We start from the raw sequence: 13985 nt of genomic DNA, 5'->3' as shown, positions 1-13985 counted from the left end.
AGATTTCACAGAGTAATTCAAAAAAAATAAAGACCTTTGGCTTCCAATTTTTAGTTATGCGATTAGTTTTTATCTTTTTATGTAGTGCTTTAATTTTTACGTCTTGTAAAAAAGATATCAAAAGGGAAAATTCTGCTTCACAAACAGAAAAACAACCCGAAAACATTGGCTACGCTAAGGGTTTTAGCATAAAATATTTTGAAGATTATAAAGTGGTTACAGTAACTTCGCCATGGCCAAATAGCAACAAAACTTTTGAATATATTTTGGTTAAAAACGGTAAACCTGTTCCAGAAGCATTCAAAAATAAAACGGTTATAAAAGTACCCGTAAATAAATTGGTTGTTACATCGACCACCAATATTCCTGCACTTGAATTTTTAGGTATTGAAGATAAATTAGTAGGCTTTCCGAATACTAATTTTATCTCTTCTGAAAAAACTAGAACACGCATAGAACAAGGCCTTGTAAAAGATTTAAACAGTGAAGCTGACATGAACATGGAGTTGCTTTTAGACCTACAACCCGATGTGGTTATTGGGCATTCCATAAACGGAACGAGCAAATCTTTAAGTCAGATTGAGCGCTTTAATATTCCTGTTGTTATTGATGGTGCTTGGACGGAAAATCACCCACTTGGTAGAGCCGAATGGATTAAATTTATAGCTGCTTTTTTCGATAAAAATGACGCCGCTAACAGTATTTTTAAGACCATTGAAAATGATTATTTAAAGGTTAAACAACTCGCAGCAAACACCGCTGAAACACCTACTGTATTTTCTGGGTCTATGTTTAAAGATATATGGAACGTACCTGGAGGCGAAAGTTTTATGGCTACGTTTTTAAAAGATGCCAATACCGATTATATTTGGAAAAACGACCAATCAGCGGGAAGTTTACAGCTTAATTTTGAAAACGTTTTAGAAAAAGCGAAAACAGCGCAGTTTTGGATTGGTGCAGGTTTATACAATAGCAAATCTGAAATGGAAAGTCAATACAACCGCTATACTTTTTTTAACGCTTACAAAACCAATAATGTGTATAGTTACACAAAAAAAGTAAGTGAAAATGGTGGTTTAGTCTATTTTGAATTGGGGCCGCTTCGCCCCGATTTAGTTTTAAAAGACATTATAAAAATTGCACACCCCGAAGTGCTACCAAATTACGAACTTTACTTTTTTAAACCCTTACAATAATTGCAAAGTATCTCAACATATAAAACAGCATTTTTAGCACTTAGTGTTGTACTACTGCTATGTTTTTTGTTAAATATTTGTTTGGGTTCGGTTTTAATACCCTTAAAATCGGTTTTTAGCAGTTTATTCGGACTCGAAAACACCAACGAATCTTGGGAATTCATAATAATTAATTACCGTTTACCAAAAGCATTTACAGCCATAATTGTGGGTTCGGGTTTAGGCATTTCAGGATTATTGATGCAAACCTTATTTAAAAATCCGTTAGCTGGTCCTTTTGTACTTGGTATAACCTCGGGCGCGAGTTTAGGTGTGGCTTTGGCTATTATGGGAGCCTCATTATTTGGAGGTGTTGTAGCTGGTATTTTAATCTCGAAATGGAGCATGATAATCGCCGCCAGCTTAGGTAGTTTTTTAGTTTTACTTACCGTATTAATTGTTTCAACACGAGTTAGAGATACTATGGCGCTTTTAATTATTGGTTTGATGTTTGGTAGCATCACCGCAGCCATAATTAGCGTGCTCACTTATTTTTCAACGGCCGAAGAATTGCAACAATTTGTCTTTTGGCGTTTTGGCTCATTAGGAAATTTATCATGGCAAGAACTCATAATTTTTTCAATAATTTATATCTTAGGATTGCTTTTTAGTTTGGCTTCCATAAAATCACTTAACACCTTACTTTTGGGCGATAATTACGCCAAAAGTTTAGGTGTAAACTTGAAAAAAACGCGACTTTACATTATTATAGCGACGAGTTTATTAGCAGGAACTATTACTGCTTTTGCTGGCCCAATAGCTTTTATAGGTTTGGCAATTCCGCATATAACACGACAAATTTTCACCACCTCGAATCATAAAATTTTATTGCCTGCCGTTTTTCTTTTAGGTAGTATTATTATGCTGATTTGCGACACCATCTCGCAATTACCAGGTTTAGAATACACCTTACCAATTAACGCTATTACCTGTTTGGTTGGCGCGCCGGTTGTAATTTGGCTTTTGGTACGGAAACGGAAAATGATGTTTTAGGAAGACAGGAGACTGGAGAAAATTAAATTAGAAAATAAAGAGGAAAACATTTCATGGTAGAAAACACCAAACATACCATTTTAAAAACCGAAAATCTTACTATTGGTTACAAAACCAAAAAGAACGTTATTTCTATTGCTGAAAACATTAACATTCAGCTTGAAAAAGGACAACTAGTAGGATTGGTTGGCGCTAACGGTATTGGAAAATCTACCTTATTAAAAACCTTAACCAAGAATTTACCGGAGTTAAACGGTTCTGTTTTAATCAAAAACACGCCTTTAAATCAATGTACAAATTTAGAATTAGCGAAACTGTTAAGCGTCGTTTTAACCGAACCGCTCGCCTCTAAAAACTTAACGGTTTTCGAATTGATTGCTTTAGGAAGACAACCTTACACCAATTGGGTAGGTAACTTGACTACAGACGATTTAAATGTGATTAACAAAGCCATAAACCTGATAAATTTAGAGGATTTAAAAGATAAGAAATGCTTCGAGCTAAGCGATGGACAGCTCCAAAAAGTAATGATAGCACGTGCCTTAGCGCAAGATACCGATCTCATTATTTTAGATGAACCTACAACACATCTCGACATGTATCACAAAGCATATATTTTAAAATTGCTTCAAAAATTGGCTAGAGATACCCAAAAAACCATCTTATTTTCTTCGCATGAGATTGATTTAGCCATTCAATTATGTGATAAAATGATTGTGATGCACAATGATGCTATTCATTTTGATTCACCTTGCAACCTTATTGAAAAAGGTGTTTTTAATGCCCTTTTTCCTGATGATTTAATTGCTTTTGATACCAATTCAGGAACTTTTAAAGTGAAGAAATAGCATAAATTATTTTCCACTCTCCTTTTCATTACTATCGTGATTATGCTTTATTATAGTTTGAAAAGGCTGCTCTTTCATAAAACACTCACTGGGCAAAAATTGTTCACTAAACTTCATTTGATTACTATTAAACCATTTTACTTTATAAAGTATCTCAGATGATATTTTTCTTTTATCTCCATTTGAATAAAATTTGTTCTCAGGAATCTGCTTTTTTATACCGGTTAAAACAAAATCTGGAGTTGCATAGTTAACAACATATTGAATAATCTCTTTGTCTATAATTTTATTTTTCTTCTTTATCTGTCTAACAGAGATTCGCTTTTTAAAAATCTCAAACTTTTTAGTTTTAAAATAAACTATTTTTGAATACTCGTAATTAGGAACAGTGTATAATGATGCCTCTGAAATAAGACTTTCATAGGTTTCTTTTTTATCAACTTCATTATTTCTAGCGATACATATGCTTTTAAAACTCTCCAACATACTTTGATAAACAAAAACCTCTTTAAATTGAGACCTATTATCATCAAAAAACACACATTTATACTTTACTTTTTCAGCAATTTTAGAACCTGTTACTTCTTCAACTACTTTTTTACTTTTATTTTCAAACTCAATCTCTGAAATAACCAGAAATGGAGGTACTAATTTACCATCTCCTCTTATATAATAATCATACAATAATGGATGAGACTTAAATGTAACTATTTCACCCAAATTAAATTTATTTTTCGGCATTATAAATATTTTAAAATCAATTAAATATATATATTTACCTCAAAGTAAGGAAGTTCTTTAGTTAAAGGGAATAAAACATTTGTTGAACTACTGTATTAACAATAGGTTAATCACTTAATCCGACCTTCAGAGGGTTTAATAAATATGGAGATTAAGTATACTGTAAGTTAAACTATTAGAATTTAATACACAAGAACTTTGTCCTGCCACTATTAATAGTGTTGAACAAATTCTTGCTAGGTCTTTGATAACTCCCCAGTACATGGATAAATTGGAGATTTCTAAAGCTATGTTTACTATCAGAAGAATATTTACTATCATATTGTATATGTATTTATTTGTTACGTATAATTGCAGCGTGGGTCGAGAATTCGGCTATTGGTTCAGTCTTCTAGTAAGATGTAAGTTTTATTCTGCAATAAATACGCGCGAGAACTTCTCTTACTTTAAATAGTTATGAAGCAAAAAAAAGATTGGTTTAAAGACAGAGGTTATATTCATTTTTCTAATAGAACACCACATGCTTCTAGAGGAAAAGTTTTTAAATACATTTCTAATCCCAAAAACATAACTAAACATTCCTTTTTTCCTTTAATCTTTAAAGAATTAAAACAAAGGCGCTATAAACTATCCAATCACAACGGAATCTTTAAACGATCTCACAAGAAAAATAAAAATGGTAAAATAACATCCAATGCTAAAGTAAGAGAGATTTTATTTGCCACACATATTGATGCCCATATATTTTCGTACTATACTCAGCAATTAATTACTCCAAAATACGAAAGCTATTTAGATAAAAATCCTATTTTGTCAAATACCATAACAGCGTATCGACAAATAAAAACAGATGATGATTTAAAGTTTAAAAATAATGTTCATTTTGCAAAAGATGTTTTTGATGAAATTAAACGAAGACAAAATTGTGTAGCTCTAGTTTTAGATATTGAAAATTTTTTTCCAAGTTTAAACCATAAAAAGTTAAAACTTGCTTGGGCGAAAACTTTAGGTTCGAAAACATTGCCTAAAGATCATTATAATTTGTTTAAAGCAACTACGCGATTTTCATATGTTAAACTCAGCGACCTAAAAACTAAAAATGGTCATTTCGATGAAAAAAAACTTGCTGAGAACAAAAAAAATGGAAAACACGCTTTTTTTGAAAGCATAAAAGACTTGATTGAAAGTGATATCATAATTTATAAGAACCAAAAAAAAGACAAAAACGGTTTATTAAAAGGTATACCACAAGGACTTCCAATTAGTGCAATTTTAGCCAATATTTATATGTTATCATTTGACGAATCTATCGTTAATGAACTCACCCAAAAACATAAAATTTTTTACAGGAGATATTCTGATGATATTATCTTACTTTGTAACAAAGAACAAATCAATTTCGTTGAAAAATTTGTAAAAAAACAAATTGAAAAAATAGACCTTACAATTTCCTTTGAAAAAACAGAAAAAACTCTGTTCAGACCAAATAAAAATCGCTTACAATCTTACAAAATTGAAGACGATGGTTCTTTAAAAGAAAATGTACCTCTAAATTATTTAGGCTTTGAGTTTTACGGTTATCAAACTCTTATTAAATCTAAAAACCTTGCTTCATTTTATAGGAGAATGAAACAGGCCGTCAAAAGAAAAAATAAGCGAGTTGAAAACTTGAAGGAAGTTAAACTAATAGATGAAGGTGCTATTTTTAAAAGAAAAATTTATCGTTTATATTCTTTCAAGGGCGTAAAAACAAGAAAATTACCATCAAAACGAACTGATTTTATTGATGGAGAACCTAAAACGGACTATTTCGAAAAAAAATATAGAGGCAACTATATACGATATGCCTACAAAGCTTCAGAAGACTTAAATGCACCTGAAATAAAAAGACAACTTCGGAATCATTGGAAAATTCTTCAACAGACACTAAAAAAATATAATTTTTCAAATGTGAAGAAAAATTAAATGCTCTAATTATTACTAAATTTACAAAATAAACATTCTATAAATGAACGACAGCCTAATTCTTATCATTTCCATACTTATTTCAGCCTTAGTTGGCGGCTATATTGGTTTAACTATTAGCAAACTAAAAAGTAAAACCGAAAAAAGTACGCTTGAAGAACGTAACAACAATTTAAACCTTCAAATTGAAGATTTAAAAACGCTTCATGCTTCCGAAAATGAGAAACAAAACCAAAATTTCGATTTAAAAATAAACGAGCTTAAAGAAACGGTTACTAAAATTGAAAAAGAACGTGAAGCTATTCGTCGTGAAAAAGATTTTTTAAACACCGAATTAGCTAGAAGAAACTCCGAATTCGAAAATCTACAACAACAAAACTTAAAACGCGATAAAGAATTAGAGCAACGCCAAGAACAGTTGCGTAAAGATTTTGAACTGTTAGCGAATAAAATTCTGGAAGAGAAATCGAATAAATTTACCGAGCAGAATAAGGAAAATATCAAGAATATTTTAAGTCCGTTACAGGAAAAAATAAAAACCTTCGAGGAAAAAGTCGATTTAACTCAAAAGGAAAGCATCAGTATGCATTCGGCTTTAAAAGAGCAATTGCTTGGTTTAAAAGATTTAAATCAGCAAATGACCAAAGAAGCTACCAACCTCACGCGCGCCTTGAAAGGTGACAGCAAAATGCAAGGTAATTGGGGCGAATTGGTTTTAGAGCGCGTGTTAGAAAAATCTGGATTAGAGAAAGATCGTGAATATTTTGTACAGCAAAGTTTTACAAGAGACGATAATTCACGCGTTATGCCCGATGTGGTTTTACATTTACCAGACGGTAAAAAAATGATTATTGATAGTAAAGTATCTTTAACCGATTATGAACGCTTGGTAAATGCTGATGACGATGAAAAACTACCGTTTTTAAAAGCGCACGTAAATTCGGTGAAACGCCATGTCGATCAGCTTTCAGAAAAAAACTATCAAGATTTATACGATATGGAATCTCCCGATTTTGTATTGATGTTTATCCCGATAGAACCTGCTTTTGCGGTGGTTGTAAACGAAGACACATCCATTTACAATAAAGCCTTCGAGAAAAATATTGTTATTGTAACACCATCAACCCTATTGGCCACCTTACGTACCATAGATACCATGTGGACCAATGAAAAACAACAACAAAATGCCATAGAAATTGCTAGACAAGCGGGTGCACTTTATGATAAATTTGAAGGTTTAGTAAAGGATTTGACTGGTGTTGGTAAAAAAATAGACGCTGCAAAAACCGATTATTCGGCAGCCATGAATAAATTGGTTGAAGGTCGAGGTAACCTGATAACCAGCGTAGAAAAATTGAAAAAAATGGGAGCCAAAGCTAAAAAAGCTTTACCCGAAGCTATTATAAAACGTGCTCAAGAAGACGACTAAAAATTGTAAATTATGTTTAAAAACATTGAAGATTCTCAAATAACCATAACCGAACTTATGCTGCCATCGCACTCGAATTTTAGTGGAAAGATTCACGGTGGTTACATTTTAAATTTAATGGATCAAATTGCATTTGCTTGTGCCTCGAAACATTCAGGGCATTACTGTGTTACTGCATCGGTAAATCGGGTAGATTTTTTAAATCCGATTGATGTTGGTGAATTAGTAACCTTAAAAGCTTCTGTAAATTTTACAGGAAACACCTCGATGGTTGTTGGTTTACGCGTAGAATCGGAAAACATTCAAACGGGTAAAAAAAAGCATTGTAACTCTTCGTATTTTACAATGGTTGCCAAAGATGAACAGGGCAAAAACGTAAAAGTACCAGGTATTATTTTAAATACAGTTGATAGCGTAAGGCGATTTGCTAGAAGTATTGAACGCCAAGAACAATCTAGAACCCGAACCACAAAATACAACGCTTCACAATTTAATATTGAAAACTATTTAGATGTTGTAAAGCAACACAATGTTATGATTGATTTATAAAATAAAGGCCATCTAAAAAGTCACATTTTTGTCAATCTGAACTTGTTTCAGATTCTGAAATAAATTCAGAATGACAGATTTCACACTTTTTAGATAGCCTCATTACATCACTATTCTTTTAAAAACTTTCTAACATAAGCCTTGGTTTCGGTTTCAACTTTTATAAAATAAAGTCCCTTTTGAAGCCCTGAAACATCAATTGGCTCACTTCTATTTAACTCATTTTCTAAAATTGTTTTTCCAAAAACATCATAAATTTTTAATGATTTAATAGATTCTGAATGACTAATAGTTACATTCAAATAATTGTTAACTGGATTTGGATAAATTTTAAAACTATCATCATCCGCAGCCAAATCAGCAACACTTAAAGCATTAGAAACGGTTACGCCGTAATCGTCTGCACGCAACACAAAACCATTGCCACAAGTAACAGGCGAACGATTATAGTCGGTTACCACACGCATTTTTAATAACGTATTTAAAGTTGCTGTTGCGGGAGGTGTTACAATTGTACTCGCTGTAAATGTTGTACTCGCCGAAATATTATTTAATAATACTTGTTCGTTGTTTCCGTTAGAATTAGAAGTTTCAAACTCACCATTACTATCCCAATCAATCCACACTTCTAAATATTGAGCTCCATCGCTTCTAGATTTGTAAGTAACATCTAATTGGTAACCATTTCCTGAGGTTAACGTTGTATTATCCGAACAAACAAAATCGTTAGTTGCGCCAAGTGGGATAATTGTTGAAGTAGCATTTGAAATGGTATTAAAACTCACATTTGTAACCCCACAACCAAAATTACCATTATCGTTAGTACTCGAAACTTCGCAAGTTTCGGTAGTTTTATTATTACTAATTACAATGCTTTCGGTATCTGTACATCCATTCGCGGCGGTAACCGTTACTGTATAAGTTCCAGGCTGTGTAACAGAAATTGTCTCATTAGTACCTAAACCATCATCCCAATTGTAACTTACACCGCCAGAAGCCGTTAAGCTTATAGATGAAATATCGCAAGTAAAAGCCGTGGTACCATCAGCAGGTGTAATTTCGGCAGTTGGAGTTGGTTTATCTTCTGTAATAACAATACTTTCGGTATCCGTACACCCATTTGACGATGTAACGATTACCGTGTAAGTACCAGGTTCTGTCACCGAAATAGTGGCATCAATGCCTTTATTATTATCCCAACTGTAGCTTGCTCCACCTGTAGCCGTTAAGCTTATTGATGGTTCTAAACAAGTTAAAACAGTAGTAGCGGAGTTATTGGTAATTCCTGCTGAAGGCGGCGTACAGGCAGGTTTAACATAAACACCATAATCATCGGCACGTAATATATAACCATTGCCACAGGTTACCGGCGCTTGGGTATAATCGCTTACTACACGCATACGCAATAACGTATTTAAAGTTGCTGTGGCTGGCGGTGTTACGCTTACTGTTGCTGTACCAGTGCTACTCGCCACAATATTATCAGCTAAAACCATTTCGCTATCACTTTGAGAATTAATAGCTTCAAAAGAACCGCTATTATCCCAATCTATCCAAACTTCCAGATATTGATTTCCACCAGATCTAGATTTATAATTTACCTCTAAATCATAAGCTTCACCTACAAAAACAGAAGTATTATAATCACAAGAAAAATCTTGTAAAGCACCTAACGGAATTGAAGTTGTTGTACTATTATTTAGGGTATTAAAACTAACATTTGTAACACCACATCCAAAATTAGCATCATCATTGGTACTCGATATTGCACAACCGCTTATAACACCCGAAGACACTGCTACATAACTCGTTTTAGTTAAATTGGTAACACCTTGAGGATTGGTAATTTGCAACGTAACATTGTAAATTCCCGAGTTTGTAAAATTAATTGTTGGATTTTGTAAAGTTGATGTATAAGGCGAATCGACACCATTATCGATAGTCCATAAAAAACTAACATTATCATAACCATTATTAGTATAGGTATTTGGAGTACAACTAGATTCATCTAGAAACGTTATACTTTCACCTAAACAAGCCGTTGTAGCAGAAGCCGAGAAAAATACCGTAGCTGGATTTGCTGGTGTTAATGCTGGACTAGTTAAATAAGAAGCTCTGGTAGTATTTAAGGCATTGTTTGCCACAGTACGTTGACCTCCTGTAAATTCTGATGCGCACCCCGTATAGTCCATATAATTATGCATATGATCTTGATGAGTTCCTGTATTTCGAACAAAACCGGTATCAGGATTAATGATTTCATTAAACGCTGAATCGCAAGTATTTACATCGCTATTATCACAATCAAAATAGATTGAAGGGCTAATATCGGATGTTCTAATATGACTTGGTGTATCGAAAATTCCATCGTCACCACAAATACCATTTTCGGCATCGTCTCCATTAAACGTATGCTGTAAATTAAAAGCATGTCCCATTTCGTGCGCCCATGTAGATGACGTTTCGCTTAAAAATGAACAAATTAACACTACCGAGCCATCGTAAGCGGCGCCGTGAGCACCAGCAAAATAAGCATATCCCGCAGTGTATGATCCGCCGCTAGAACAGTTTTTATTATCTATTTCGTCTACAAGCCAAACGTTATAATAGTTATTAGGATTCCAATTAGCGTATTCTTTTAACGAGTTTAGCTCGGAATCTCCAGAATAATCAGGAATCCCTCCAGTATTTGATCGATTTACCCCATTATTTACATAGGCCGGTACACTGCTCATATCAACACGATTTATACCGTTGGTACAATTTCCGTTTTCATCTTGCACAGCCAAAGCAAATTCAATTTGCATATCTACACCATCGCCGTCGCCATGTGAACCTGCTACTTTTCTCCAAAAATTATTTAAATATTGCACACCTCTCTTTACATCTTCATCAGATATATTTGTACCGCTACCAATAGCTTCGCCTTTATGCATAACATGAACTACAACTGGTACTTGTAAAATTCCGTTAGGCTTTTTAGAATTTTTTGCAGTTACTTTACTAAAAGCTGATATTGCATTAAGGTGTCTTGCCTTATAATCGGCATCAGTTTTCATTTTTTGATTATGAAAAAAAGTAGTACCGCAAAGTTCTGGATTACTAAGCGCTTGCTCTTTTTCTTGAGCAAAAAACTGCGGTCGAAAAGCAAAAAAAGCTGCAAAAAAGAGCAACAATAAGTAATGGTTGGTTTTCATAATTAGTAGAATTGGTTAGATAAAAATTATGGTTAACAGTTAAAATCAGTACGCAATTTATAATATTTTTCCGAAAAAGTAATCTGTAAAACACAAAAAAAGTCGCTAAAAAGCGACTTTTTTACGTTTATTTGAACTTTCTTACTTACTCAAGTACATTTTACGTCTTGAATATAAATCGTAAAACTCATCGTCTTTTAAACTATCTATAAATAAAATACTTTCTCCTGTACTTTTCATTTCAGGACCTAAAGTTTTATCTACATTCGGGAATTTATTAAACGAGAATACTGGTTGCTTAATTGCGTAACCTTCTAATTGCGGGTTAAACGTAAAATCTTTTACCTTTTTCTCACCTAACATTAATTTAGTCGCATAATTTACGTAAGGCTCACCGTAAGCTTTTGCAATAAATGGCACCGTTCTAGATGCTCTTGGGTTTGCTTCAATAATATAAACCACATCATCTTTAACAGCAAACTGGATGTTTATTAAACCAACTGTATTTAATGCTAACGCAATCTTTTTGGTGTGGTCTTTAATTTGTTGCATCACGAACTCACCTAAGTTAAATGGTGGCAACGTTGAGTTACTATCGCCAGAGTGAATTCCACATGGTTCGATATGTTCCATGATACCAATAATGTAAACTTCTTCTCCATCACAAATAGCATCAGCTTCAGCTTCAATAGCACCTTCTAAATAGTGATCTAAAAGTAACTTGTTATTTGGTATGCTTTGTAATAAACTTACAACATGCTTTTCAAGCTCTTTTTCGTTAATTACAATCTTCATACCTTGACCTCCTAATACATAAGATGGTCTTACAAGAATTGGGAAATCTAATTCTTTTGCTACGGCTAAGGCTTCATCGGCAGTTTCAGCAGTATCGAATTTAGGATAAGGAATGTTATTTTCTTTTAATAATGTTGAAAAACTTCCTCTATCTTCAGCTAAATCTAAAGATTCAAAACTTGTACCGATAATTTTTATACCGTAACGATCTAATTTTTCAGCAAGTTTTAATGCCGTTTGACCTCCTAACTGAACGATAACACCTTCTGGTTTTTCATGCTTGATAATGTCGTAGATATGTTCCCAGAAAACAGGTTCGAAATATAATTTATCAGCCGTATCAAAATCGGTTGAAACCGTTTCTGGATTACAGTTAATCATGATGGTTTCGTAACCACATTCAGCTGCAGCTAAAACCCCGTGAACACAACAGTAATCGAATTCAATACCTTGCCCAATACGGTTTGGTCCAGATCCTAAAACAATAATTTTCTTCTTATCAGAAACCACACTTTCGTTGTGTGCATAACGCACGCCATCGGCAGTTTCCATATCGCTTTCAAAGGTAGAATAGTAGTATGGTGTTTTTGCTTCAAACTCGGCAGCACACGTATCAACTAACTTATAAACACGGTTAATACCTAAATCTTCACGCTTGGTATACACTTCGCTTTCTAAGCAACCAAGCATATGGGCTATTTGGCGATCGCCATAACCTTTTTGTTTAGCTTCAAGTAACAATTCCTTTTCAATGGAATCAATTTTAAAGTTCGAAATTTCTTTTTCTAAGAAATACAGCTCTTCGTATTGTTTTAAGAACCACATATCTATTTTAGTAATTTCGTATATTCTGCTTAACGGAATACCCATTTTAATAGCATCGTAAATGATGAAAACACGATCCCAAGAAGCATGCGTTAATTTCTCGATAATTTGTTCGTAATTGGTATTTTCTTTACCATCAGCACCTAATCCATTACGTTTAATTTCAAGTGATTGGGTTGCTTTGTGAAGCGCTTCTTGAAACGAACGCCCAATACCCATAACCTCACCTACGGCTTTCATTTGAAGCCCTAAAGTACGATCTGAACCTTCAAATTTATCGAAGTTCCAACGTGGTATTTTTACAATAACATAATCTAAAGTTGGCTCGAATAATGCCGAAGTAGATTTTGTAATTTGGTTATTTAATTCATCTAAACTATAACCTAAAGCTAATTTTGCTGCAATTTTTGCAATAGGATACCCCGTTGCTTTACTCGCTAATGCCGAAGAACGCGATACACGCGGATTAATTTCAATAGCAATAATATCTTCGTTTTCGTCTGGAGAAACCGCAAATTGTACGTTACAACCACCCGCAAAATCACCAATACTACGCATCATGTGAATTGCCATATCACGCATACGTTGGTAAGTTCTATCGCTTAAAGTCATGGCTGGAGCAACAGTAATTGAGTCTCCAGTGTGAATTCCCATTGGATCCATATTCTCGATTGAACAAATAATTACCACGTTATCGTTAGAATCGCGAAGTAACTCTAACTCGTACTCCTTCCATCCTAATAAGGCTTTATCAATCATTACCTCATGTATAGGAGAAATTTCTAAACCATTGCGTAATAATTTATCAAAATCTTTTTCTTCGTAAACTATGGCTGCACCTGCACCGCCTAAAGTAAATGATGAACGGATACATAATGGAAAACCAAACTCTTGAGCAATTTCTTTACCTTTTAAAAATGATGTTGCCGTAGCTTGAGGTGCCATTGGAATACCAATTTTACCCATAAGCTCTCTAAACTGCTCTCTATCTTCGGTAATATTAATTGCATCAATATTAACACCAATTAACTCTACACCAAAATCTTCCCAAATTCCTTTTTCATCGGCTTCAATAGCTAAATTTAATGCCGTTTGCCCACCCATAGTTGGTAAAACTGCATCAATTTGAGGGTGTTCTTTTAATATTTTTATTATCGATTTTGTATTAAGCGGCAAAAGGTAAACATGATCGGCCATTGAAGGATCGGTCATAATAGTTGCCGGATTGGAGTTAATTAAAATCGTTTCAATTCCATCTTCACGTAATGATCTTAAAGCTTGCGATCCTGAATAATCAAATTCGCAGGCTTGCCCAATAATAATTGGTCCAGACCCAATAATTAGTATCGACTTTAGTTTTGAATTCTTTGGCATTTGCTTGTTTTATATGGAGTTAATATGTTTTTAT

9 protein-coding genes are annotated in these 13985 nt (G+C 33.7%); 6 read left to right on the top strand and 3 right to left on the bottom strand.

Features of this window, described 5'->3' with window-relative positions; all coding sequences use genetic code 11:
- Positions 1-56: 56 nt before the first annotated feature.
- Genes PK35_RS05665 through PK35_RS05655 form a run of 3 tightly spaced genes read left to right on the top strand, consistent with a single transcriptional unit; the run spans position 57 to position 3076 of the window.
- The gene (locus PK35_RS05665; protein ID WP_044625738.1) at positions 57-1196 is read left to right on the top strand and encodes an ABC transporter substrate-binding protein; all 1140 of its coding nucleotides are present in this window, start codon (positions 57-59) and stop codon (positions 1194-1196) included.
- Positions 1197-2228, top strand: a complete 1032-nt coding sequence (locus PK35_RS05660) for a FecCD family ABC transporter permease (RefSeq protein ID WP_044625737.1) — start codon at positions 1197-1199, stop codon at positions 2226-2228.
- A gap of 53 nt (positions 2229-2281) precedes the next feature.
- Entirely contained in the window at positions 2282-3076 is a 795-nt protein-coding gene (locus PK35_RS05655) for an ABC transporter ATP-binding protein (RefSeq protein ID WP_044625736.1), read from the top strand.
- 6 nt (positions 3077-3082) lie between these two features.
- Here the strand turns inward: PK35_RS05655 and PK35_RS05650 are convergent, their stop codons facing one another.
- Entirely contained in the window at positions 3083-3817 is a 735-nt protein-coding gene (locus PK35_RS05650) for a hypothetical protein (protein ID WP_044625735.1), read from the bottom strand.
- Positions 3818-4273: 456 nt separating this feature from the next.
- On the opposite strand from PK35_RS05650, the gene PK35_RS05645 reads away from it, so the two are divergent.
- The 3 genes from PK35_RS05645 to PK35_RS05635 are packed head-to-tail and all read left to right on the top strand — an operon-like array spanning position 4274 to position 7760.
- Positions 4274-5782, top strand: coding sequence for a reverse transcriptase domain-containing protein (locus PK35_RS05645; RefSeq protein ID WP_044625734.1), 1509 nt, complete (start codon positions 4274-4276; stop codon positions 5780-5782).
- 43 nt (positions 5783-5825) lie between these two features.
- Positions 5826-7211, top strand: a complete 1386-nt coding sequence (locus PK35_RS05640) for a DNA recombination protein RmuC (protein WP_044625733.1) — start codon at positions 5826-5828, stop codon at positions 7209-7211.
- Positions 7212-7223: 12 nt separating this feature from the next.
- Positions 7224-7760: an acyl-CoA thioesterase gene (locus PK35_RS05635; protein ID WP_044625732.1), complete on the top strand. Its 537-nt coding sequence runs from the start codon at positions 7224-7226 to the stop codon at positions 7758-7760.
- Between the two features lie 110 nt (positions 7761-7870).
- On the opposite strand, the gene PK35_RS05630 is transcribed toward PK35_RS05635, so the two are convergent.
- Both PK35_RS05630 and carB read right to left on the bottom strand, forming a co-directional pair.
- The gene (locus tag PK35_RS05630; protein WP_044625731.1) at positions 7871-10957 is read right to left on the bottom strand and encodes a GEVED domain-containing protein; all 3087 of its coding nucleotides are present in this window, start codon (positions 10955-10957) and stop codon (positions 7871-7873) included.
- Positions 10958-11098: 141 nt separating this feature from the next.
- Entirely contained in the window at positions 11099-13951 is a 2853-nt protein-coding gene (gene carB / locus PK35_RS05625) for a carbamoyl-phosphate synthase large subunit (RefSeq protein WP_044625730.1), read from the bottom strand.
- Positions 13952-13985: the final 34 nt, after the last annotated feature.

The sequence above is a fragment of the Neotamlana nanhaiensis genome (genome assembly GCF_000943555.1).
GTDB lineage: Bacteria > Bacteroidota > Bacteroidia > Flavobacteriales > Flavobacteriaceae > Neotamlana > Neotamlana nanhaiensis.
Note: the sequence above shows the minus strand (reverse complement) of the source record. Positions and strands in the feature narration are given on the sequence as shown.

Coding starts and splice junctions, on each gene's coding strand:
- PK35_RS05665 (WP_044625738.1), top strand. CDS start 57: ATGCGATTAGTTTTTATCTTTTTATGTAGTGCTTTAATTTTTACGTCT.
- PK35_RS05655 (WP_044625736.1), top strand. CDS start 2,282: ATGGTAGAAAACACCAAACATACCATTTTAAAAACCGAAAATCTTACT.
- PK35_RS05650 (WP_044625735.1), bottom strand. CDS start 3,817: ATGCCGAAAAATAAATTTAATTTGGGTGAAATAGTTACATTTAAGTCT.
- PK35_RS05645 (WP_044625734.1), top strand. CDS start 4,274: ATGAAGCAAAAAAAAGATTGGTTTAAAGACAGAGGTTATATTCATTTT.
- PK35_RS05640 (WP_044625733.1), top strand. CDS start 5,826: ATGAACGACAGCCTAATTCTTATCATTTCCATACTTATTTCAGCCTTA.
- PK35_RS05635 (WP_044625732.1), top strand. CDS start 7,224: ATGTTTAAAAACATTGAAGATTCTCAAATAACCATAACCGAACTTATG.
- PK35_RS05630 (WP_044625731.1), bottom strand. CDS start 10,957: ATGAAAACCAACCATTACTTATTGTTGCTCTTTTTTGCAGCTTTTTTT.
- carB (WP_044625730.1), bottom strand. CDS start 13,951: ATGCCAAAGAATTCAAAACTAAAGTCGATACTAATTATTGGGTCTGGA.